This is a genomic window from Methylobacterium sp. SyP6R (assembly GCF_019216885.1).
Lineage (GTDB): Bacteria > Pseudomonadota > Alphaproteobacteria > Rhizobiales > Beijerinckiaceae > Methylobacterium.
Window position 1 is genome coordinate 305,036 of sequence record NZ_JAAQRC020000002.1, and the last position, 22,465, is coordinate 327,500.

Sequence of the window (22,465 nt, forward strand, 5' to 3'; positions counted from 1 at the left end):
GGGGCGATGAGCGCGCTGCTCGCGATCGAGGATTACCACCTCGCGATCCCGACCTTCGACGGGCCGGCGCGGGTGCTGAACGGCATCAACCTCGCGCTGAGCGAGGGCGAGACGCTGGGCATCGTCGGCGAGTCCGGCTGCGGCAAGACCGTGCTCGCCCGATCGATCCTGGGCATCGGCCCGGGCCGGGCGCAGCGCACGGGCGGGCGCATCCTGTTCGAGGGGCGCGACGTCGCGGCGTTCAGCGAGCGCGACTGGCGGAGCGTACGGGGCGTGAAGATCGCGATGATCTTCCAGGACCCGATGACCTACCTGAACCCGCTCTTCACGATCGGGCGGCAGCTCGGCGATGCGATCGCCGCCCATGCGCGGGCGCACGGCGCCCCGCGGCCCGCCCAGGCCGAGCGCCGGGCCCGGGCGGCCGCGCTGCTGGCGCAGGTCGCCCTGCGCGAGCCGGAGCGGGTGCTCGATTCCTACCCGCACCAGCTCTCGGGCGGCATGCGCCAGCGCGTGCTGATCGCCCTCGCCCTCTCCGGCAAGCCGCGCCTCCTGATCGCCGACGAGCCGACGACCGCCCTCGACGTGACGGTCCAGGCCCAGGTGCTGCGGCTCCTGCGCGACCTCGTCGAGACCTTGGCGCTGACGGTGGTGATGATCAGCCACGATGTCGGGGCGATCGCGGCGCTGACCGCGCGCGTCGCCGTCATGTACGCCGGCAACGTCGTCGAGGAAGGCCCGACGGCGCGGGTGCTGGCGCGTCCGCTCCATCCCTATACAAGCGGCCTGCTCGCGGCCCTGCCGGAGATCGACGGCGAGATCCGGCGCCTCCAAGGCGTGCCGGGCACGATCCCGAGCCTGATCGATCCGCCTTCCGGCTGCCGCTTCCACCCGCGCTGCGCCCACGCCACGGCGATCTGCACGACCGAGCGGCCCGCCATGCGCCGCGCCGACCCCTCCCACAGCGTCGCGTGCCACCATGCCGACCTCGCCTGATCTGGGGGCCCTCCCACCATCGCCGCTCCTGCGCGCCACCGGCCTCGTCAAGGTCTTCCACGCGAGCGGAGGGCGCGAGGTGCGGGCCGTCGACGGCGTCGAGTTCTCCATCGGGACCGGCGAGGTTTTGGGGATCGTCGGCGAATCGGGCTCCGGCAAATCGACGATCGCCCGCATGGTCCTGCGCCTGATCGAGCCGAGCGCCGGGACGGTCACGTTCGACGGCCAGGACATCACGGCGCTCGGCGACGCGGCGATGCGGCGCCTGCGCCGGGATATGCAGATCGTCTTCCAGAACCCGCATTCCGCCCTCAACGGGCGGCGCACGATCGGCGAGGCGATCGCCGAACCGCTGCGTGTCCAGAATATCGCCCGGGGCGCGGCGCTCCAGGCGCGGGTCGACCGGCTGCTCGACCTCGTCAGCCTTCCGCGCGCCTTCCGGCACCGCTACCCGCACGAACTCTCGGGCGGGCAGAAGCAGCGGGTCTGCATCGCCCGCGCGCTCGCGCCGGAGCCCCGCTTCCTCGTCCTCGACGAGCCGACCTCGGCGCTGGACGTCTCGGTGCAGGCCCAGATCCTGGAGGTCCTCGGCACGTTGCGCCGCGAGCTCTCGCTCACCTACCTGTTCATCTCCCACAACCTCGCCGTGGTGCGCACCCTGTGCGACCGCGTGCTGGTGATGAGCCAGGGGCGCGTAGTTGAGGAAGGCCCGGTCGCCGCCGTCTTCGCGAGCCCGTCGCACGCCTATACGCGCACCCTTCTGGACAGCGTGCCGCGGCTGCCGCGGATCTCTGCCGACGGTCGTTGAGAACGAGCTTTGGCCCTGTTCTCGAATTTTCGCCAAGCCTCTGATTTGGTGTCGAAATTCGGGACGGACGACGGTCACGACCGGGCCGTCGTGGCGACGGTCGGCATCCGGGACGGCGCCCGCCCGCCGGTGGTGGAGGACGCGATGTGGATCTTCGTCGTCCACGACCTCAATCCGCGGGCGCTGGCGCCCCACGTCACGGGCTTCGTCCAGGCCCAGAGCTGGCTCCGGGATCTGACCCCCGTGATGGTCGCGAGAGCGGCGCATTCCCCTCCTCGCGGCAGGCCGCATCCGCGACGTAGATCCGCCGCCTACCGGTGACGATTCCCATGGCGCGGGAGAAGCGCGCAGCGCTCGGCACCGGCGTCCCGTCGTCGCGGACACCGATGAAGAGGCGGCGGCCGGTCTGGTCCGTCTGCCGGCAACTAAGCAGATTTCGCAAAAGTGGTGGCCGGTTTTGCGACAAAAACCTGCGATAAAACAACAACCTAAGCGGACGAGGCGTTGGCTTGCCAACGCAGGTCTGCTTAGCCCGTGCCGTCTTCCGAAGGGCGCGGGGCCGCTGCTCTAAAGCGCTTCACGATCGCGTTGCAATCGCGAAGCTCTCCAAGTCTTTGTTTAATCGTGTTTTCTTCGACGAACCGGTGTCCACTTCGTCGGAAAACGCTCTAGCTGCGCGGCAAGGCGACCTGGCGCATCCGGAACGCCGTGATCTCCACGCGGTCCCAGATTCCCGCCGCGCGGAACGGGTCGGCGGCATGGAAGGCATCTACCGCAGCCCGGTCGGGCGCCTCGACGATGAAGAGGCTGCCGGTCATCGTCTCGCCGTCCTCGGCGAGGAGCGGGCCCGAGATCAGGATCTGCACCGGGAGCGGACCACCGAGATAGGCCTTGTGCGCCTCGTAATGGGCGAGCCGCCGCTCGAGGGCCCCGGCATGATCGAGGGCGTGGATAGCGTAGTGGGGCAAGGGAAATCTCCCGGTCACGCGGGCTCGCCGAGGCCGGCGCGGCGTTCGGCGGCGAGCAGGGCGGCGAAGAAGTCGAGGTCGCGCAGGTCGGTGCCGGTCTGCTCGGCGTAGAGGTCGCGCACCAGGGCGGCCACCGGCATCGCGACACCGGTCGCCTCGCCCGCCGCCACGGCGAGGCTCATGTCCTTGAGCATCTGGGCGACCGAGAAGGCGGGCGTGAAGTCGCGCCGCCGCAGGGGATCGAGCTTGTAGGCGACCAGCGGCGAGGCGGCGACGGAGGATCCGAGGACCGCCAGGACCGTCTCCCAGGCGACCCCGCCCTTGCGGGCGAGCGTCAGCGCCTCGGCGGCGATCTGCGCGGTCGAGCCGACGAAGTGGTTGATCGCGAGCTTGAGGAAGCGCGCTTCCTCCCCCGTACCGACGGCGTGAATGGTGCGGGCGAAGGTCGAGAGCAGCGGGCGGACCCGCTCCAGGGCCGCCTCCGGCCCCGAGCAGAACAGGGTGAGGGCGGCGGCCTCCGCGGTCGCGGTCGAGCCCGAGACCGGGGCCGCGAGATAGAGGACACCCCGCGCCTCGGCGGCCTCGCGCAACGCCGCGCTCGTCTCCGGCGAGACGGTACTGGTCTCGACCAGCACGCCGTCCTGCGCCATCCGGGACAGGAGGCCCTCCGTTCCGAGGGCGACGGCGCGCAGGCTCGCGTCGTCGGGCAGGCTCGTGATCACGACGCCGCAGGCTGCGATCCGGTCGAGACCGGCGGCCTCGGCCCCCGGCACGGCGGCGAGCCGGCCGGGATCGCGGTCGAGGGCGAGGACGGGGTATCCCGCTGCCACGAGATGGCGCGCCAGGTGACGTGCCATGGGCGCGCCGAGTTTGCCGAGGCCGATCCAGCCGGTCTGCATGTGGTCTCTCCCAAGCAGATTTCGCAAAAGTGGTTGCCGGTTTTGCGACAGAAATCTGCGACTGAGCAAAAACAGGCAGGCTTGCGTCGGCCATTCAACGCAAGCCTGCTCGGTCACGCCGTCAGGGCCTTGCCCTTGGTCTCGGGCAGGAGGAACGCCGCGACCGCCATGGTGGCGTAGGCCGCGGCCGCGAACAGCCCGATCGCCTGGCCGAGCGGCATCGTGGCCGACATCACACCGACCAGCGTCGGAAACACCGCGCCGATCGCCCGGCCGAAATTGTAGGCGAAGCCCTGCCCGACGCCGCGCACCCGGGTCGGGAACTGCTCGGTGAAGAACGCCCCCATGGCGCTGAAGACGCCGGACGCGAAGAAGCCGAGGGGGAAACCGAGCACCAGCATGGCGGCGTCGCCGAACGGAACCATCGTGTAGGTCGTCACCACCAAGCCGGCACCGATCGCGAAGGTCAGGAAGGTGGCGCGCCGTCCGATCCGGTCGGCGAGGTAGGCGCCCGCGAGGTAGCCGAAGAACGAGCCGACGATCAGCACCGCGAGGTAGCCGCCGGAATTCATGACCGACAGGCCCCGCTCGGTGCGCAGGAAGGTCGGCAGCCAGGTCGTCACCGCGAAGTAGCCGCCCTGCGCCCCCGTGCTCATCAGCGCACCGAGGAAGGTGATGCGCAGGAGCGGTGGCTGGAAGATCTCGAAGAAGGACGGCTTGTCGCCGGTCTCGGCGATCTTCGCCTGCGACTCCCGGTAGACCTCCGGCTCCTCGATGTAGCGGCGCAGGAAGAACACCAGGATCGCAGGCGCGATGCCGACGAAGAACAAGGCACGCCACGCCGTCTCGGGCGGCAGGAGCGAGAAGAACAGGGTGTAGAGCAGGGCCGCGGCGCCCCAGCCGAGCGCCCAGCCCGACTGCATGGTACCGAGCGCCTTGCCGCGATGCTCGGGCCGGATGGTCTCGCCGAGCAGCACCGCGCCCGCCGCCCACTCGCCGCCGAAGCCGAGGCCCATCAGGGCACGGGCGACGAAGAGTTGCTCGAAGCTCTGCGCGAGGCCCGACAGGAAGGTGAAGCCGGCAAACCACAGGATCGCGATCTGCAGCGTGCGCACCCGCCCCCAGCGGTCGGCGAGGAAGCCGGCGAGCCAGCCGCCGATCGCCGAGGTGAGGAGCGCCGCGGTGCCGAGCGCCCCGGCCTCGGCCCGGGTCACGCCCCAGGTGGCGATCAGCGTCGGGATCACGAAGCTGTAGAGCTGGACGTCCATCGCGTCGAGCGCCCAGCCGCCGACGCAGGCGCCGAGCGTCCGCTTCTCCTTCGGCCCGAGTTCCGCGATCCAGCGTCCCGGGCCCTCGGCCGGGACGGCGCTGACGGCGCCGGTCGTTGCCTCGCTCATGATGGTGTCCTCCCTGGTGGAATCGATGCGACGGCCCCGTTCCTCGGGGTCTTCGTCCGGGTCTCGGCCCCTGTCATACGGTTTCCGGATTGATCGCTTCGCGATGCGGAAACCGGCTTCGCTCAGGCGTGTGAAGCCTACGGCTTCACCGCGCGGGCTGGTGATACGGCGTCCGGACGGAATCTTCCGGACGCCGTATCGGACGGTTGCCGGATCAGGCGGGCTTCAGGCCGAAATCGTAGGCGAGGTGGCGGTAGGGCCGCTCCATCGCCCGCCCGTCCGGTGCGGTGCCGGCCGGGTGCTCGGCGAATTCCGCGATCAGCGAGGTCTTCACCCCGAACACCGCGTCCGAATCGAGCCAGGGGCTGTTCGCCGCGAAGACGTGGGTGATCAGCGTCTCGTGGCCGGGCGCCGCGATCATGAAATGCACGTGCGCCGGCCGGTTCGGGTGGCGGCTGGTGGCGTTCAGCATCTCGCCGACCGGCCCGTCGGCGGGGATCGGGTACCAGGCCGGCATGACGGTCCAGAAGTGGAAGCGGCCTTGCCGGTCGGTGCGAAACTGCGCCCGGCCGGCGAGCCCGCCGAGCGCATCGAGCTGCTGCACGTCGTAAGCGCCGTCGTCGTCGGCGTGCCAGACGTCGACCGCGGCGCCCGCGAGCGGCCTTCCGTCCGCGGAAGCGACCGAGCCGGTGACGAGGAGCGGCGTACCCTCGAGCGGGCCGGCGATGTCCGCGCCGTTCGGCCGCTCTGGCGCCTCCTCGACGTAGAAGGGGCCGAGCACCGTGGTCTCGGTCGCACCCTCCGGCATCCGGTGGTTGATGGCGTCGACCAGCATCGAGACGCCGAGCGTGTCCGAGAGCAGGATGAATTCCTGCCGGTGCTGGTCGCACGTCTGCCCGGTGCGGGTCAGGAAGGCGATGCCGGCCTGCCACTCCTCGAAGCTCAGGTCGACGTCTCGCACGAAGTCGTGCATGTGGCGCACGAGGCTCGTCAGGATCGCCTTCAGGCGCGGGTCCGGCGTCTCGGCGAAGCGGTCGACCACGGCCTGCGTGATGGTGTGCTCGTTGAAGTCGCGCATCGGCGCCTCTCCCGTCCTGGGCGTTCCCTCTCGGGTGCTGCCTTCGCGCCCGACCATGATCCTACACCGCCGCGTCCGGACGGCGCCCGTGGAACGCGTCGTCGAGCAGCCGGCGAATCGCACCCCGCTCCAGCGCCCGCGGGTTCCAGTAGGGACTCGCCACCGCCGCCTCCGCCGCCCGGTCGAGCCCCGTCTCCGGCATGCCGATCGCCTCCAGGGTCGTCGGCGCACCGAGCGAGGCGGCGAGGTCGTAGAGGCCTTGCGGCGCGTCCGCCGCCCCGAGGGCACGGGCGACCCGGGCCATGGCCTCCGGCGCGGCCGGGGCGTTGTAGGCGGCGGCATGGGGCAGCACGACCGTATGCGTCTCGGCATGCGGCAGATCGAAAGAGCCGCCGAGCACGTGGCAGAGCTTGTGGTGCAGTGCCATGCCGACCGTGCCGAGGCAGGCCCCGGCGAGCCACGCGCCGTAGAGCGCCTCCGCCCGCGCGGCACGATCCTGCGGCGCGGCCGCGATCATCGGCAGGGCCCGGGCGAGGGCCCGGATCGCCTCCTCGGCCATCAAGGAGACGATCGGGTTGCGATCCTCAGCGTAGAGCGCCTCGACCGCGTGCGCGACGGCGTTGAGGCCCGAGGTCGCCGTAAGGCCCGCGGGCAGGCCGAGCGTGAGGTCGACGTCGTAGACCACCACCTCCGGCAGGATGTCTCGCGATTTCTGCGTGGTCTTGGCCTTCTGGCCCGGCTCGGCACCGTCGCGGGTCTCGCCGAGGATCGGCGTCATCTCCGAGCCGGCATAGGTCGTCGGCACCACGATCTGGTCGAGGTCGGTGCGCAACGCGATCGCCTTGCCGAGCCCCGTCGTCGAGCCGCCCCCGATCGCGATCACGCAATCCGCATCGAGGGCCCGCACCCGCGCCACCGCGGCCTCGGTCACGGCGACGGGCGTGTGCATCACCGCCTCCGCGATCACCCCGACGGCGCGATCTCCCAGGAGGCGAGCGAGCGCCTCGGCCTGTCCCCGCTGCTGCGGCGTCGAGAGCACGACCGCGCGGGAGCGCCCGAGGGTCTCCATCTCGCGCGGCACCTGCGCGAGGGTGCCGTGCCCGAACACCACGCGGGTCGGCAGGCCGGGAAAGCGGAACGCCTCCATCGTCAGGCCCCTACCCCGTAATCGACCTGGTGCCGGCTGATCCGCAGGCCCTCCAGCTCCGCCCGCACGCGGCCGTGCTCCGGGTGATCGCGGTAGGCGTCGAGCGCCGCGGGGCTGTCGAACTCGGTGTAGAGGACGACGTCGCAGGCATCGTCGATCCGGCTCTCGTCGAGGCCGATTTCCAGGTGGAGGAGCCCGGGGATCCGACCGCGCAGGCCCTCGAAGGCGGTGCGCACCCGCTCGGCGTTGCCCGCCTTCTCGGCCGGCGACGCACCGGCCATCCGCCACATCACGATGTGCTTGATCATCCGGCGTCATCCCGATCCGCAGCCGGCCTCGGCCGCCCATGGACCGATTTTTAAGTTTTCCGCTGTCGGGGCATAAGATGGCCTGCGCGTGAAACAGTTTTGCAGGATCTGAGAAAATGGACCGTCTCGGCCAGCTCGACCTCTTCGTGGCGGTCGCCGAGACCGGCAGCATCAGCGGGGCCGCGCAGATCCGCGGCCTGTCGATCGCCGCGGCGAGCCGCACGCTCGCGGCCCTGGAGGAGCGCCTGGGCGTGCTGCTGGTGCGGCGCAGCACCCGTACCCTCTCGCTCACGGACGAGGGCGGCAAGCTCCTGGTGCGCGCCCGCAGCATCCTGGCGGATGTCGCCGACAGCGAGGCCGAACTCACCGGTGCGGCGCTCGCTCCGAGCGGCCTGCTCCGGGTCAGCGCCTCCTTGTCCTTCTCGCTCCTCCATATCGCGCCGCGGCTGCCGGCCTACCACGCCCTCTATCCGAACGTGCGCGTGCACGTCGAAGTCTCGAACCGCTACGTCGACCTGATCGATGCCGGGATCGACGTCGCGATCCGCACCCGCGAGTTCGAGCCCGACCGCGCGATCACCATCCGGCGCTTGGCCGAGACCCGCCGCATCCTCACGGCCGCCCCGTCGTACCTCGCGCGGGCGGGTACGCCGCTCCACCCCCGGGACCTCGCGCAGCACGCCCTGCTGCTCTACATCTATGCCAACAACCCCAACGAGCTCGGCTTCTCGCGCGGGGCCGAAATGGTGCGGGTGCCGGCACACGGCCTGCTCGAATCGAACGACGGTCAGATCCTGCGCGCCGCGGCTCTGAACGGCCACGGCATCCTGGTGCAACCGACCTATATCGTCCACGACGACGTCATGGCCGGGCGCCTCGTGCCGGTCCTCGACGACTGGGACCTGCCGCGGCTTCGCATCAACTTCGCCTACCCGACCCGCAAGCACCTCTCGGCCAAGGTCCGGTCCTTCATCGCCTTCGTGGCCGCGGATTTCGAGTCGAATGCCTTCACCCACCGCTGGACCGGGGCGACGCAGCGGCCCGCCGCCGGGGCTCCGTAGTGCATGGGGCGGTCAGAGCGTCGCTGCCTGCTCGAGACGATCGTCGGGCCAGGCGTTGCGGATGGCCGACGGACGCAGCGGGTGACGGCGAAGTCGCGCTCCCTCACCCGCTCCTCGTGGCAGGCAGAGCAGGTCTGGTGCTGCACCTCATCGACGGGCTTGCCGTCGACGAAGCGGCCGAAGCCCCAGCCGCCCGATTCCGGATAGCGCGTCACGTCCTTGACCATGACCTGCAGGGTCGTGGCGCGGCCCGTCGCCGACGCGAACTCGGAGGACAGCATCCGCTTCCAGGCGAGCTTGACCAGAACGCTGCCGTTCGGGAACGGGAGCGTGCCGGCCCGGGATCGCGATCCGCTGACCTCCCTTCGGGATAGGGTCGAACGCTCGACCCTGATGCTGTCCGCGTGCATCGTGCATGCGATCGAGAAGTCGGGGACCGGCCGCGAGCAGCGCGGTCGCAGGCTTGCGCCGCTCGTGAGAGACGATCAGCCCGAGATCCAATTCGACAACGAGGTGATGGAACTCGATCTGGCGCTGGCCGACTTGGAGGACAATTTTCTAGGCAGCGGTGGCGATCGTCAACTGATTTGTTCCACAATAGGACAAGCTGCAGTCAATCGATTAGGTTCCGAACTGTTTAGAAAATACAACATCGGAGATATTTCAAATTGCAAGAGCGAAATCGAAAAATCTATATTAGAACCAGGTCGCCACTGGAAGAGGTGGCGAGCTACGAACTCCCCGCGATGAGCATGATATAAATGGGGGTATCCGAAGTAGAATTTGGTATTTGCCTGGATCCACGCGGCGCAATCGGCGAGATCGACAAGATTAGAGCAATCACGGTTTTGGCGCACGGCGACGAGCATGAATACGCCTTCTTCCGCATTCGGATAGCGGCAAAGGCGCGTTAGCCGCTTCGAGCGAGCTGAATGCAGCGTCCGGTGCTTGGAAGGCACCCTTTCTTCGTGCAGCATAAACCGATCGAGCAGATCTGCCGGGAGCGGAAGCTTTCCCGCAAGGTCGTCAGGAAGGTGATCCACTCGGAGGCAACCGCCTTCCGCTACACCCGCAGCGTCAGCCTGCGCCCAAGCTCGGGCCCTGGCGCGACGAGCGCGACCGGTTGCTGACGGCCAATGCCGGGAAGCCGGCGCGGGAGCGGCCGACGCTGACCCGGATCTTCGAGGCGCTGCGGGGGGCTCGGCTACGAGGGCGGCTGTGATGCCGTCCGCCGCTACGCCAAGACGCGGAAGCGCCGGCAGGTCAGCGTGACGGCCCCCGTCTTCGTGCCGCTCGCCCACGTCCGGCTCTGCCACTGGCGCATGTTGTTCGTGCGGGCCCATCCGCGCGAGAGCCAGGAGATGGCCTTCGACGGCCACGACCACGCGTTCTCCTTCTTCCGCGGCACCTGCCAGCGCGGCATCTGCGACACATGAAGTCCGCGGTCGCGACGATCTTCATCGGGCGCGAGCGCGCCTACAGCCGCCGCTCATATGCCCGCACTACGTCGTCGAGCCCGTGGCCTGCACGCCGGCGTCGGGCTGGAAGAAGGGGCGGGTCGAGAACCAGGTCGGGCCGGTGGGCGAGCGCCTGTTCACCCCGCGCGTCCGGGTGAGAAGCTACGACGAACTCAACGCCCTGCTGCTCGACGGGGTCGTCGCCTACGCCAAGGCCCACCCGCATCCCGAGCGGCGCGACCTGACGATCCGGCAGGCCTTCGAAGCCGAACGGGGAGCGCTGGTCTCCTACGCCGGACGCTTCGACGGCTTCCACGCCGTGCCGGCGGCCGTGTCCTCGACCTGCCTGGCGCGCTTCGACAACAACGAGCACTCGGTCATGGCCTCGGCCATCGGTCGCCCGGTCGAAGTGCGCGCCTCTGCCGAACGCATCGCGATCCACCAGGACGGGCGCGGCGTCGCCGAGCACCCGCCGGCCCTCGGCCACGGCCAGACGGTGTTCGACCCCTGGCACTACGTCCCCGCGCGGCCGTGGTGCGATCGGCGACCTCCAGCACCGGGGCGAACGCCAAGCATGCGGCCTGAAGACGGCGGTCGCGCCGTCGCGCAGGACGCTGCCCTGGTCGCCGTCGAACAGCTCGACGATCGTGAAGCCGTCGCCCTCGACGTCGCGGTCGTTGCGGAGGATCGGCCCCTCGTTGCGCGGCAGGATCGTGATCGACGCGGCGGCGGTGGCTGTGCCGCCGCGCCCGTCCGAGACCGTGTAGGCGAAGCGGGCCGCGCCGTTATAGTCGGGCTTCGGCCGGAACTCGATCCGGCCGTCCTCGCGCAGGCGGACCTTGCCGCCCTCGGCGAAGCGGGCGACGCTCTCGACCACGAGGGTGTCGCCGTTCTCGTCGGTGTCGTTGGCGAGCAGCACGGCCGGATCGATGACGAGGGCCCGGTCCTCGAGCGTGCGCAGGCCGTAATCGTCGGCGGCCCGCGGCGCGTCGTTGAGCGGCCGGACCCGGAAATCGTAGGTCAGCGTCGCCGCCGCACCGCGGGCGTCGGCGACGTCGTAGGCGATGCTCGCCGATCCCAAGGCGGACGGCGTGAAGGTGACGCGGCCGGCATCCAGCACCGCGTGGCCGTTGCTGCCGGGCTCCCCGTCGAGGCCGGCATGCAGGCCGACGAAGGTGATCGCGTCGCCCTCGACGTCGTAGGTGTCGGCCAGGAGGTCGGCCACCGTGACGGAGGCGTGGCGCCCGAGCCGGATCTCGTGGACCCGGTCGTGGTCCCGCGGCGCGTCGTTGACCGGGGCGACCGCGATCTCGACCCGGGCGGTCGCCGTGGCGCCGGCGGCGTCGCCGAGCGTGTAGACGAAGCCCGCCGGCCCGAAATAACCGGGCCGCAGCCGCAACTCCAGGTACTCGCCGTCGATCCGGCCGGTGGCGTTGGTGGCCGCGAAGGGGAACTCCGATTCCTTGTAGCGATCGATCTCGGCGCCGGCCCCGTTGGTCAGCGGGTCGATGCGGACGATGTGCAGGCCCTCGAACTCGCCGTCGACATCGCTGTCGTTGGCCAGCAGCGAGGCGATCCGGGTCCGCAGGATCCGGTCCTCGGTCGCCGGGACCGTCGGATCGTCGAGGGCGGTCGGCGCGTCGTTCACGGGCGCGAGGTCGACCTCGACCCGGGCGCTCGACTCGCGGCCGAACGCGTCGCGCACCGTGTAGGCGAAGAAGGCGTCGCCGTTGAAGTCCGGCGCGCCGAGGAACGCGATGCGGCCGTCCGGCCTCAGGGCCACGCTGCCATGCAAAGCGGCGCCGACACCGACGAGGGTGAGCGTGCCGCCGTCCGAATCGTTCTCGATGAGCCGGGCGGGATCGATGACGAGCGGCTCGTCCTCGCAGGCAAAGCGCACGACGTCGTCGACGGCGTTGAAGCGGCCGAGGCGCTGGAGCGCGTCGAGGCGCTCGCGCGACCAGACCGTGCCGTCGGAGAACACCACCTCCTCAAGGCCGGTCTCGCGCCCGAGGAAATGGCCGCGCGCCCGCACCGTGTCGACGAGGAAGACGTCCTGGCGCTCGAATTCGAGCAGCAGGTCGTCGCCCCCCAGGAGCACGTCGTCGCCGGCGCCGGTCCGGACGAGGTCGTTGCCGGAGAGCGCCCGGACGATATCCGCCCCGGCGCTCCCGACGAGGAGGTCGGCACGGCTGGTGCCGCGTAAAGAGCCGCCATAGGCCGCGTCGATCCGCGCCATGGCGAAGCCCGTATCGGTCGCCCCCTCGGCGTCCGTGATGCGGTACTCGACCGCGCCGGTGAAGCCCTCGGGACAACGCACGACCACGAAGGTCTCGCCGGCCCAGGTCTCGACCTCGGCCTGCCCGCGCGGGATCCGGTCCCCGAGGGCGAGCGCCTCGGTGTCGTAGACGCCCACGACGCCGGCGAAGGTTGGGCGGGCACGGCGCGGATCGTCGAGGTCGTCGTCGATCGTACCGTTGCCGTCGCGGTCCGCCTGCTCGATGTCGAAGTCGTTCGCCAGGAGGTCGGAATCGCGCAGGACCAGCGGCACGCCGAGCGGCGTGACGAAGCCCTCGTCCTCCCCGACCGTCGAATCGTCGTTCGACGGCACGACGACGATCTCGACGTAAGCCTCGGCCTCGCCGTCGGCGTCGTCGGTGATCCGGTAGACGAAGCCGGCGCTGCGGCTCGCGCCGCGGTCCGGGGTGAACACCAGGTTGCCGGCGCCGTCGGACTCGATCGTGCCGTTCAGCGTCCCCCCGGCCTCGGCCCCGTAGGTCAGGGCGTCGAAGCGCGTCGTCTTCCGCCAGCCGACGAAGCGCAGCGGATCGCGGTCGACGTCGCTGGCCAGGAGCTGCGCGATCGGGATGACGACCGGGATGTCCTCGTTGACGTAGATCACGTCGCGGCGCGCCACCGGCGGTGCGTCGCCGACATTCTCGAACCACAGGGTGACGGCGGCCCCGTCGACCGCGCCCTCGCGGTCGGAGACGAGGTAGGCGAAGGTCGCCTCGCCCCAGTAATCGGCGTCCGGCGTGAACACGATGGTGCCGTGGTCGGTGACCCGGATGTCGCCGTGGACCGCGCTGCCGGCGCTCTCGAAGCGGACCGTGAAACCCTCCGGGTCGGCGTCCTTCTTCACGAACTGGACGGTCGGGATCTCGATCGGCACGTCCTCGCGGCCGCGCAGGATCGGCAAGCGACGATCGGTGTGGTGGTCGTCGGCGGCGCCCGGCAGGTCGTTGACCGGCTGGTAGATCAGGATCGCCCGCGCCCAGGCGACCCCGCCATGCCCGTCCTCGACCCGGTACTCGAACGCGGCCTCGCCGTTGAAGTCGGTCCAGGGCGTGAACAGGACGGTGCCGTTCTCGAGAAGCTGCGGGCTGCCTCCGCGCACCCCGCGAACGGCGGTCACCGTCATCGCCTCGCCGTCATGCTCGACGTCGTTGGCGATGAGCCGGTCGGCCCCGATGACGATCGGGTTGTCCTCGCGGATCGGCGCACCGGACTCGGTGGTCTCGAACCGGTCGTCGGAGAGATCCGGCGGGTCGTTGACCGGGGTGACGGTGAAGCGGACTTGGCCCGTCGCGGTCGCACCGGCGGCATCGGCGACGACGTAGTCGAACGTCGCCTCGCCCCAGTAATAGGCGCGGGGGACGACCCGGATCAGGCCGTTCTCGCCGATCGACACGGCGATGTCGGCGCTGGAGCGCACCGAGCGGACGGTGAGCGTATCGCCGTCGATGTCGGACTCGTTGGCGAGCAGCGTGCGCGGATCGAGGGTGACGCTCGTGCCCTCGGCGAAAGCCTCCATCCGGTCGGCCCTCGCCAGGGGCGCGTCGTTGACGGGCGTGACCTGGATCGTCACCGTGGCCTCGGCCCGGCCGCCCTCCGGGGTGTTCGCCGCGTAGGTGAACGCCGCGGTGCCGTTCAAGTCGGGCGAGGGCGTGAAGGTGACGGTGCCGTCGCTCGCCAGCGCCACCGCGCCGTTCGTCGCGCCGTAGACCTGGCCGACCACCATGCGGTCGCCGTCGAGGTCGTTGGCGAGCAGGCGCTCGACCCGGATGACGAGGGAAGAATCCTCCGCCACGGCAAAGCCGGTATCCGGCCGCGCCGTCGCGATCGGCCGCACCCGGAGGTCGACCGAGGCGGTGGAAAAGCCGTTGCGCCCGTCCTCGACCGTGTAGGCGAGCGAGGTCGGGCCGTAGAAGCCGTCGAGCGCCCGGTAGCGCAGGTCGCCCCGCTCGTCGATCCGGACGAGGCCGGTGGCGGCGGTCTCGACGGCGACGATGCGCAGGCGGTCGCCGTCGGCGTCGAAGTCGTTGCGCAGGAGGTCGGCCGCCTTGAGGACGATCTCGTCCCCGGTCCGCACCGAGTAGAAGCGTTCGTCGAGCGTCACCGGCGCCCGGTTGCCGAGGAGCCGGACCAGGCTGTCCTTGATCCAGGTCACGCCGTCGGCGAAGGTGATGCTCTCGATGCCCTTCGCGTCCGAGGCCAGGGCGCCGAGCACGGTCAGGCTGTCGGACGGGGCCCCGGTGAAGCGGATCACGACCGCCTCGGAGCCGCGATCGAGTTGCTCGACCCGCGCCTGCGTCGAGGAAAAATCGCGGATCTCGATCCGGTCGGTGCCCGAAGTGCCGCTATCGGCCACGGTGTCGTGGCCCGAGCCGGCGCCGAACCGGTAGAGGTCGCCGCCCGCGAGGCCCGCCAGCAGGTCGTTACCGGGCCGGCCTGCGAAGGTGTCGGCGCCGACCGCGTCGATGCGGTCGTCGCCGTCGCCCCGGCGGTAGAGATAGGTGTCGTCGCCGCCGGCCGCGCGCAGGAGGTCGTCGCCGCGGCCGCCCGCGAGGGTGTCGGCGCCCTCGGTGCCGATGACGACGTCGTTGCCCGCGGTGGTGCGGCTCGCCAGGATCGCCCGGCGGATGTCGGCGACCGAGAAGGCCGGCCCGCCGGCGAGCGCCACGGTCTCGATGCCGGCGCCGTCCGGCGCGAGCGCATCGACGACGACGATCTGGTCGGTGGTGCCGGCGAAACGGATCGCCACGTCGGCGCCGTCGGCGGTCAGGCGGTGGAAGCTGACCTCGTCGGCGGCGTAGCCGCTGATCTCGAGCCGGTCGCCGCCGGAGCCGGAGCGGTCGTGGATGACGTCGCTGCCGTCGCCGCGGGCGAAACGGTAGATGTCGTCGCCGCGGCCCCCAGACAGGCTGTCGTTGCCCAAGGACCCTGCCATCACGTCGGCGCCGTCGTCGCCCGTGAGGGCATCGTCGTCGAAGGCCGCCGTCCGGCCGAGCAGGCCGGCCACGGTCCAGACCGTGCCGTCGGTGAAGCGGACGGCCTCGATCCGGCCGCCGCCGAGCGCGTTCTCGATCGTGAGCGGCGCGCCGGTCGCCGTCACCACCAGGGCGAGGTCGGCCCCGTCGCGGCTCTGCGTCACCGCGAGGTCGGAGGGCGCGAGGCCGGGGGCGAGCACCACCGCGTCGGTGCCGCCCGCGTCGAGGATCCGGTCGTGGCCGCCATCGGCGGCGAACAGGTAGGTGTCGTCGCCGGTCCCGCCCTCGAGGCGGTCGTGCCCGGCGCCGCCATCGAGGGTGTCGGCGCCCGACAGGCCGATCAGCCAGTCGTCGCCGGCCCCGCCCGACAGGGAATCGTCGCTCGCACTGCCGCGCAGGACGTCGTCGCGCCCGGTCCCGGCGCGCGACAGCGCGATCAGCGCCCCTTGCGTCCAGACGGTGCCGTCCGCGAAGGTGACCCGCCGGATGCCCATCTCGGGCCCGGCGGGCGCGCCGAGGTCGATGCGGTCGCCGGTCCCGGCGATCTCAAGGACGAGATTCCGGGCGCCGTCGACGGCGCGCACCTCGTCCGGCCGGATGCCGGCCGCGAAGGCCAGGGTGTCGGTGCCGATCCCGTCGCGGATCAGGTCCTGGCCATCGCCCCGGGCGAAGACGCAGCTGTCGTCGCCGGTGCCGCCCGCCAGGGTGTCGTCGCCGGCCCCGCCCGCCAGCCATCGGCCGGTGAGCCCGATCTCGGGGACGAGCCTCGTGCGGATCTCGGGCAGCGACAGGGTGACACCGTCGGCGAGGATCTCGACGGAGCCGAGGCCCCCGGCCTCGTCGAGGCCGCCGAGGACGGTGATGCGGTCGGTGCTGTCGGAAAAGCGGATGACGAGATCGCGGCCGTGTCCGCCGAAGCGGATCCGGTCGAGGGCGTAGCCGGCGATCCGCAAGGTTCCGGCCGCGTCGTCGCCGCGGTCGTCGATCGTGTCGGCGCCGTCTCCGGCGGTGAAGACGTAGGTGTCGGCGCCCGTTCCGCCGCTCAGGGTGTCGTCGCCGGGCCCGCCCTGGAGCCGGTCCGCCCCGCTGCCGCTGCCCAGCCGGTCGCGGCCGGCGCCGCCGAGCAGCACGTCGTCGCCGTCAAGGCCGACGAGGTCGTCGTCGCCGGCCCCGCCCTCGAGCCGGTCCGCGCCCGCGCTGCAGGTGATGGAATCGTCGCCGTCGCCGCCGAGGGCGGACAGGTTCCTGAGCTCGGCCCTATCCCAGACCGTCCCATCCGCGAAGACGACGCTCTCGATCGCGCTCGCCGCCGAGGAGAGCGCGTCGGTGAGCGTCAGCTCCTCGCCGGTGTCGCGCAGGCGCAGGACGAGGCTCGTGGTGCCGCGGGCGATCACCTGGAGGCCGCCCGGCGCGACGCCGGCGCCGATCTCGATGCGGTCGATCCCGCCCCCGGCGATCAGCCGGTCGTCGCCGGCGCCGCCCGCCAGGATCTCGTCGGACGCGGTGCCGACGATGAGGTCGGCCCCCGCGCCGGCCGCCTGCCAGCGCGCATCGGTGGAGCCGGTGCCGCGGAAGCCGAGCCGGTTGGTTCCGGCCTGCGCCGTGACCAGTAGCCGTACCAGACCGTGCCGTCGCCCTTGAACAGCGCGGTGACGGGGTCGTAGGCCTTGGCTCCGGCCGTCGCGCCGTCCACCGTGTAGGTGAAGGTCTTGGCCGCCGCGTCCCAGGTGATGACGACGTCGTGCCAGGTGCCGTCCTCGAGCTGGACGAAGTCGCGGCGCGGCTCGGGGCTGCCGTTGCCGACGTCGCCGTCGACGACGAAGCGGCCGAAATCGGTCGACTGGCCGTAGGTGTCGAACAGGATGCCGAAGGAGCCCGGGACCAGGGCGCCGACATTGATGACCGAGGACGACAGCGCGGCAGGTCCGGTGTTCTGCAACGCGAAGGAGACGCCGTCGGCGCCGCCCTCGGAGGCCCCGAAATACATCCGCGTCGTCCACACGACGCTGTTGGCCAGATCGACGCTGCCCCAGACCGCCCCGGTCTGCCAACTCCGGTCCGGCGTCAGCTGGTAGAGGCCGCTGCCGAGGGGCGAGGCCGATCCCACGGCGGCGAGGGTGTTCGCCGGCAACCGGCGGGTCGGCGTGCGCACGAGGCCGATGGTCGAGGAGGCCCGGGCGGACCCGCCGCCCGGGCCTGCGGCGGCACCGGCGAAGGCCGGATCGCCGAACGGGTCGGCGCTCCGGCAGCCGAGACTCCGCTCCGCGGCCTCGGGCGAGAGGGCGCGCCCGGCCAGCATCGCGGCCGACCACTGCGTTCCGTCGCCGAAGCGCACGCGGTCGATCGGGGCTGCGCTCGCCTGCCCGCGGAGCGTCAGGCTGTCGTCGCTGCCGACGAGCCGCGGGACGAGGTCATCGCCGCTCCTCACCACCACGACGTCGGTCGGCGTGAGGCCGGGCCCGAGCCGCAGCAGGTCGGTCGATCCCGCCCAATCGGCACCCTCCACGATCGTATCGCGGCCGGAGCCGCGGCTGAAGACGTAGGTCGTGTTGCCGCGGCCACCGGCCAGGAGGTCGTCGCCGGCCCCGCCATCGAGGGTGACGGCGACCTCCGACTGCGCCCCGAAATCGACCGTGTCGGCCTCCGCCCCGGTCGAGGAAGCGGCCCGCGCCACGATCTCGGCGAAGTCCCACACCGTCCCGTCGGCGAAGGCGAAGAGCTCGACGCCGCGATCGCCCGCGGCTCCGCCGGCGCGGAACATGTCGCGCACGGTGAGACGGTCGTCGCTGCCGGATAGCCCGATCACCAGGTCCTGCGGCCCGACCGACAGGAACGGGATGTCGCCGGGCAGGATGCCGGCCGAAAAGCGCACCCGGTCGAGGCCGGCGCCGTCCGCGGTCTCGAGATCCGCGATGGTGTCCTGGCCGTCGCCGCGGCCGCCGACGAGGATGTCCGCCCCGCGGCCGCCCTCGATCCAGTCGTTGCCGGCCTCGCCGAAGATCGCCGCACCGATCGAGGGCGCGACGAGGTCGGACGGCACGATGATGCGGTCGTCGCGGTCGCTCGGCGCGACCGAGGCGGCCAGTGCCCGGGTGCCGATCCGCCGCCCGTCCGAAAAGGCGATGGTGGCGACGACAGGGTCCGGGTCGCCTTCGGGATCGACCAGCGTGACGCGGTCGTCGCTGCCGCGCAGCGACAGGACGAGGTTGCCGTCGCGGTCGCGGGTCGCGACCACGTCCTCCAGCGCGATGCCGGGGCCGAACAGCAGGATGCCCCGGCCGTCGGCGCCGGCCGTTGCTCTCGATCCGGTCCTGGCCGTCGCCGCGGCCGAACCGGTAGACGTCGTTGCCACCGCCGCCGCGGATCACGTCGTCGCCGGGCCCGGCGGCGAAGGTCTCGTCGCCCGAGCCCCCGCGCAGGCGGTCGTCCTGCGGCGTGCCGGTCGCCCCGACCCGCTCGCGCAGGCGCTCCAGCGTCAGCACGGTGCCGTCGCCGAACCGGACGGCGTCGATCCCGCTCCAGCCGGAATCGTAGCGCAGCACGATCCGGTCGGTCGTGCCGGCGAAGGTGAGCACGAGCTCGGTGCGGGACGGATCGATCTGCGAGACGCGCAGCTCGTCGGGCCGGTAGCCGGTGATGGCGAGGGTGTCGCGGCCCGCGGCGTCGACGATGACGTCGCGCCCGTCGCCGCGGGTGAAGCCGTAGGTGTCGTCGCCGGCGCCGCCGTTCAGGGAATCGACGCCGGTGCCGCCCGCCAGGGTGTCGGCGCGGCCGCTGCCGACCACGACGTCGTCCCCGGGGCCGGGGCCGGCGATCGCCGCCCGACCAGGGCGGCCTCGTCCCAGACCACGCCGTCGGCGAAGGCCAGCGCCGGCAGGCGGCCGGAGCCGAGCCCGGCCCGGACGACGAGCTGCGCGCCGGCGGCGAAGGACACGACGAGGTCGGTCGAGCCGGGGGCGGCCGGGCGCACCCTCGCGTCGCTCGAGGCATGGGCCTCCAGCACCACCCGGTCGTCGCCGTCGGAATCGAGGATCGTGTCGTTCCCCTCTCCCGCCGCGACGCGGTAGACGTCGTTGCCGCCGAACCCGATCAGACGGTCGTCGCCGGCGCCGCCGTCGATCGCGTCGGAGAGCGCGTCGAAGCCGTAGATCGTGTCGTTGCCGGGACCCCGCGCCACGTCGATGAAGTGCTGGGCGAGCTTCAGCCCGCTCCAGGCGGTGCCGTCGCCGAAGACGACGTCCTCGATCAGGTTGACGAAGCCGACGATCGGGACCGTATCGAGGAAGTTCTGCAGCACCACTTCGTCGGTCGTGCCCTTGACGCGCAGGCGCAGGGTGTCGCTCGGGCCGTCGCGCAGGAAGTCGAGGTCGGTCCAGCGGATCTCGTCGACGAAGGTGAGCCGGTCATGCGCCGACGGGTCGAACAGGCCGTTCACCCCGTTATCGAGGATCACGTCGCGGCCGTAGCCGCGGCCGAACAGGTAGGTTTCGTCGCCCTGGCGGCCGGACAGGAAGTCGTCGCCGGCGCCGCCGTCCAGCGTGTTCGAGTTCAGCATGCGGAAGATCGCGTCGTCGCCCGCGGTCTTGGCGTTCTTCAGCACCCGCTCGGTAATCTGCCCGAAATCGAGGCTGGTGCCGTCGTCGAACAGGAAGCGTTCGATCAGGTTGGGGGCGACGTAATCGAGTCCGTCGCTGCTCTCGAGCGCTTCCGCGAAGATGCCGACGCCGGTGCGCATGCCGCCGAACTGGCCGATGATTTCGAGCCTGTCGCCGGTCTCGCGCCCCTCGGCGTCGAGGATCACGATCTTCAGGTTCTGGCTCTCGCCGTCGCGGATCAGCCGGAGGTTGTCGGCGGTGATGCCGCCCTTGAAGGTGAGGACGTCGATGCCCGCCTTGACGATGCCGAACGAGAACTTGCCCTGGTCGTCGATGACGTCCTGGCCGTCGCCGCGCGCGCCACCGGACATGTAGTCGTTGCCGCGCCCGCCCCACAGCACGTCGGCGGAGCCCGAGCCGATCAGCGCGTCGTTGGTGAGGCCCGCGGCGCGGGCCTTGTCGACCACCTCCACCGCCATCCGTAAACGGTCCCAGACCACCCCGTCGGCGAACACGATCGAGGCCATTCCGGACTCGACCCGGGCGCCGCTCATCTGGAGATTGTTCAACTCACCGAGGAATTGATCGGCGATGCGCAATGATAGGCTGTGTTTGCGGGCACGCAAGATCAGATCCTGGCCGTCGCGGACCGCCTCGATCTCGCTCGACAGCACGTCGGTGAAGCGCAGCTGGTCGGTCTCACCGTGGTCCTTGTCGTCGATGATGCAGTTGCCGGAGTCGCGCCCGACAAAATGGACGTCGGCGCCGCGGCCGCCGCGCAGGGTCTGGTCGCCGGCGGTGAGGTAGATGTAATCGGTGCCGCCGGTGCCGGCGACCTGGGTCGCGCCGCCGCATGGGTGACCAGGCGCTCCTCGCTGATGCCGAGCGCGTGGGCGACGCCGCGCATGTCGAGGTCGAGGCCGACGGTCTCGAAGGCCGGTAGCAGCATCAGCATCTCGACCCGATAGGTCGAATTGTCGGTCGAGCCGACCTCGTCGAGGTGATCGACGTCGATCGCGTAGTTGCGTAAGGAGAACGCGCAGCTGTCGCCGGTCTTCCATTCGAGCTGCAACGCCCGGTCGAGGTTGCGCACCCAGACGTAAAAAGTCCCGTCGCGGTCGGTGACCTGCCGGAGCTCCCCCGAAACCTTCGGTCGACCGGCCGGATTGCGGGGTGCGTAAAGCGGGGTCGTGTCCCGTGGAGTGGTGTAGCTGACCGAGAGCGGGAGAGCCCGCCTGCGCGCCCTCACAGCGCAGTAGCAGGCGGGATCTCTCGCGGGGGTGGCCATCGGCGGTGACGGGTTAGGATCGGGTTGTGAGCACCAACCCCGAACCCGGGAGACCCCCGATGACCGATGCCATGATGAGCCTGCGGGCGCTGGCTGAGAAGAGTGCTGACGCGGACGTGCTGCGCGAGATGATTGGCTTTGCCGCCCAGCGCCTGATGGAACTGGAGGTGGGCGGCCTGACCGGTGCCGCCCATGGCGAGAAGAACCCGGAGCGGCTGGCCCAGCGCAACGGGTATCGTGACCGAGACTGGCAGACGCGGGCCGGCACCGTCGAACTGCGCATCCCGAAGCTGCGGACGGGGAGCGACTTCCCGAGCTTCCTGGAGCCGCGCCGGATGACCGAGAAGGCGCTGACAGCCGTGATCCAGGAGGCCTACATCCAGGGCATCTCGACCCGCGCGGTCGACGATCTGGTCCAGGCCTTGGGCGGGACGGGCATCTCCAAGAGCCAGGTCAGCCGGCTCTGCCAGGAAATCGATGAGCGTGTGAACGCCTTCCTGGAGCGGCCGATCGAGGGCGAGTGGCCCTACCTCTGGATCGACGCGACCTACGTGAAGGTGCGCCAGAACCACCGCATCCAGGGTCCCCATCGCACCCGTGCGATGGGAGCCCGGTCTCGGTGGCCGTCATCGTGGCGGTCGGCGTCAACACGGATGGCCGGCGCGAGGGGGCACCCATCGTGGCCTGCCACGATGGGAACCCGTGCTGGGCCTCGACATCGGCCCGTCGGAGGCCGAAACCTTCTGGACCGAGTTCCTGCGCAAGCTGGCCCGGCGTGGTCTGCGCGGGGTCAAGCTGGTGATCTCCGACGCGCACGAGGGCATCAAGGCCTCGATCGCCAAGGTGATGACGGCGTCCTGGCAGCGGTGCCGGGTGCACTTCATGCGCAACGTCCTGGCCCATGCGGGTCGCTCAGGCCGACGCGTCGTCTCGGCCTTCATCGCCACCGCCTTCGCCCAGGAGGACGCCGAGGCCGCCCGCCAGCAGTGGCGGCGCGTGGCCGATCAGCTCCGGCCCAAGGTGCCGAAGCTGGCGGCCCTCATGGACGCGGCGGAGACCGACGTCCTGGCCTACATGGGCTTCCCGGCAGCACACCGGGCCAAGCTGCACTCGACCAACCCGTTGGAGCGCCTCAACGGCGAGATCAAGCGCCGCACCGAGGTCGTCGGCATCTTCCCTGACGAGCCTTCGATCCG

14 protein-coding genes and 5 pseudogenes (1 of these 19 only partly in view) are annotated in these 22,465 nt (G+C 71.1%); 7 read left to right on the top strand and 12 right to left on the bottom strand.

Annotated features, from left to right (window positions below; all coding sequences use genetic code 11):
- Positions 1 to 6 precede the first annotated feature (6 nt).
- Genes HBB12_RS30710 through HBB12_RS30720 form a run of 3 tightly spaced genes read left to right on the top strand, consistent with a single transcriptional unit; the run spans position 7 to position 2,122 of the window.
- Entirely contained in the window at positions 7 to 993 is a 987-nt protein-coding gene (locus tag HBB12_RS30710; protein ID WP_236993460.1) for an ABC transporter ATP-binding protein, read from the top strand.
- A complete protein-coding gene (locus HBB12_RS30715; RefSeq protein WP_236993461.1) occupies positions 977 to 1,801 on the top strand; it encodes an ATP-binding cassette domain-containing protein in 825 nt (274 codons plus the stop codon). The genes HBB12_RS30710 and HBB12_RS30715 overlap by 17 nt, the downstream gene beginning before the upstream one ends.
- Before the next feature lie 48 nt (positions 1,802 to 1,849).
- Complete coding sequence (locus tag HBB12_RS30720) at positions 1,850 to 2,122, top strand: hypothetical protein (RefSeq protein WP_236993462.1); 273 nt, start codon at positions 1,850 to 1,852, stop codon at positions 2,120 to 2,122.
- Positions 2,123 to 2,469: 347 nt separating this feature from the next.
- Here the strand turns inward: HBB12_RS30720 and HBB12_RS30725 are convergent, their stop codons facing one another.
- The 6 genes from HBB12_RS30725 to HBB12_RS30750 all read right to left on the bottom strand — a co-directional run bounded on the left by HBB12_RS30725 (position 2,470) and on the right by HBB12_RS30750 (position 7,598).
- The gene (locus tag HBB12_RS30725; RefSeq protein WP_236993463.1) at positions 2,470 to 2,769 is read right to left on the bottom strand and encodes a YciI family protein; all 300 of its coding nucleotides are present in this window, start codon (positions 2,767 to 2,769) and stop codon (positions 2,470 to 2,472) included.
- A gap of 14 nt (positions 2,770 to 2,783) precedes the next feature.
- Complete coding sequence (locus HBB12_RS30730) at positions 2,784 to 3,668, bottom strand: NAD(P)-dependent oxidoreductase (RefSeq protein ID WP_236993464.1); 885 nt, start codon at positions 3,666 to 3,668, stop codon at positions 2,784 to 2,786.
- 113 nt (positions 3,669 to 3,781) lie between these two features.
- Positions 3,782 to 5,065: an MFS transporter gene (locus tag HBB12_RS30735; RefSeq protein ID WP_236993465.1), complete on the bottom strand. Its 1,284-nt coding sequence runs from the start codon at positions 5,063 to 5,065 to the stop codon at positions 3,782 to 3,784.
- A gap of 214 nt (positions 5,066 to 5,279) precedes the next feature.
- Complete coding sequence (locus tag HBB12_RS30740; RefSeq protein ID WP_236993466.1) at positions 5,280 to 6,143, bottom strand: intradiol ring-cleavage dioxygenase; 864 nt, start codon at positions 6,141 to 6,143, stop codon at positions 5,280 to 5,282.
- 61 nt (positions 6,144 to 6,204) lie between these two features.
- On the bottom strand, positions 6,205 to 7,290 hold the full coding sequence (locus HBB12_RS30745; RefSeq protein ID WP_236993467.1) for a maleylacetate reductase: 1,086 nt from the start codon (positions 7,288 to 7,290) through the stop codon (positions 6,205 to 6,207).
- Between the two features lie 2 nt (positions 7,291 to 7,292).
- Entirely contained in the window at positions 7,293 to 7,598 is a 306-nt protein-coding gene (locus HBB12_RS30750) for a Dabb family protein (RefSeq protein ID WP_236993468.1), read from the bottom strand.
- 116 nt (positions 7,599 to 7,714) lie between these two features.
- On the opposite strand from HBB12_RS30750, the gene HBB12_RS30755 reads away from it, so the two are divergent.
- Complete coding sequence (locus tag HBB12_RS30755) at positions 7,715 to 8,659, top strand: LysR family transcriptional regulator (protein WP_236993469.1); 945 nt, start codon at positions 7,715 to 7,717, stop codon at positions 8,657 to 8,659.
- 77 nt (positions 8,660 to 8,736) lie between these two features.
- On the opposite strand, the pseudogene HBB12_RS30760 reads toward HBB12_RS30755, so the two are convergent.
- Positions 8,737 to 9,000: pseudogene (locus HBB12_RS30760) on the bottom strand (cytochrome P460 family protein); the annotation flags it as partial.
- Here HBB12_RS30760 and HBB12_RS30765 point away from each other — a divergent pair.
- Together HBB12_RS30765 and HBB12_RS30770 are read left to right on the top strand one after the other, a co-directional pair.
- Positions 8,900 to 9,409 carry a hypothetical protein gene (locus HBB12_RS30765; RefSeq protein WP_236993538.1) on the top strand — a complete coding sequence of 170 codons (510 nt, stop codon included), beginning with the start codon at positions 8,900 to 8,902 and terminating at the stop codon, positions 9,407 to 9,409. The pseudogene HBB12_RS30760 and the gene HBB12_RS30765 overlap by 101 nt on opposite strands.
- Positions 9,410 to 9,591: 182 nt before the next feature.
- Positions 9,592 to 10,639 (top strand): annotated as a pseudogene (locus HBB12_RS30770) (Mu transposase domain-containing protein); the annotation flags it as partial.
- A gap of 195 nt (positions 10,640 to 10,834) precedes the next feature.
- Here the strand turns inward: HBB12_RS30770 and HBB12_RS30775 are convergent.
- The 5 genes and pseudogenes from HBB12_RS30775 to HBB12_RS30800 all read right to left on the bottom strand — a co-directional run.
- Positions 10,835 to 16,900, bottom strand: a pseudogene (locus HBB12_RS30775) (tandem-95 repeat protein); the annotation flags it as partial.
- Entirely contained in the window at positions 16,843 to 18,738 is a 1,896-nt protein-coding gene (locus HBB12_RS30790; protein WP_236993470.1) for a calcium-binding protein, read from the bottom strand. The pseudogene HBB12_RS30775 and the gene HBB12_RS30790, both read right to left, overlap by 58 nt.
- A 7-nt stretch (positions 18,739 to 18,745) precedes the next feature.
- Positions 18,746 to 19,171 (bottom strand): annotated as a pseudogene (locus HBB12_RS34565) (calcium-binding protein); the annotation flags it as partial.
- Positions 19,114 to 20,607: a calcium-binding protein gene (locus HBB12_RS34355; protein ID WP_272913335.1), complete on the bottom strand. Its 1,494-nt coding sequence runs from the start codon at positions 20,605 to 20,607 to the stop codon at positions 19,114 to 19,116. The gene HBB12_RS34355 and the pseudogene HBB12_RS34565, both read right to left, overlap by 58 nt.
- A gap of 2 nt (positions 20,608 to 20,609) precedes the next feature.
- Positions 20,610 to 21,074 carry a hypothetical protein gene (locus HBB12_RS30800; protein ID WP_236993471.1) on the bottom strand — a complete coding sequence of 155 codons (465 nt, stop codon included), beginning with the start codon at positions 21,072 to 21,074 and terminating at the stop codon, positions 20,610 to 20,612.
- Positions 21,075 to 21,328: 254 nt separating this feature from the next.
- Between HBB12_RS30800 and HBB12_RS30805 the strand changes: the two are divergent.
- Positions 21,329 to 22,465 (top strand): annotated as a pseudogene (locus HBB12_RS30805) (IS256 family transposase) (it continues 133 nt past the right edge of the window).

What these genes read in the sequence shown, in the direction of transcription:
- HBB12_RS30710 (WP_236993460.1), top strand. Translation starts at nt 7, where the DNA reads ATGAGCGCGCTGCTCGCGATCGAGGATTACCACCTCGCGATCCCGACC.
- HBB12_RS30715 (WP_236993461.1), top strand. Translation starts at nt 977, where the DNA reads ATGCCGACCTCGCCTGATCTGGGGGCCCTCCCACCATCGCCGCTCCTG.
- HBB12_RS30730 (WP_236993464.1), bottom strand. Translation starts at nt 3,668, where the DNA reads ATGCAGACCGGCTGGATCGGCCTCGGCAAACTCGGCGCGCCCATGGCA.
- HBB12_RS30735 (WP_236993465.1), bottom strand. Translation starts at nt 5,065, where the DNA reads ATGAGCGAGGCAACGACCGGCGCCGTCAGCGCCGTCCCGGCCGAGGGC.
- HBB12_RS30740 (WP_236993466.1), bottom strand. Translation starts at nt 6,143, where the DNA reads ATGCGCGACTTCAACGAGCACACCATCACGCAGGCCGTGGTCGACCGC.
- HBB12_RS30745 (WP_236993467.1), bottom strand. Translation starts at nt 7,290, where the DNA reads ATGGAGGCGTTCCGCTTTCCCGGCCTGCCGACCCGCGTGGTGTTCGGG.
- HBB12_RS30750 (WP_236993468.1), bottom strand. Translation starts at nt 7,598, where the DNA reads ATGATCAAGCACATCGTGATGTGGCGGATGGCCGGTGCGTCGCCGGCC.
- HBB12_RS30755 (WP_236993469.1), top strand. Translation starts at nt 7,715, where the DNA reads ATGGACCGTCTCGGCCAGCTCGACCTCTTCGTGGCGGTCGCCGAGACC.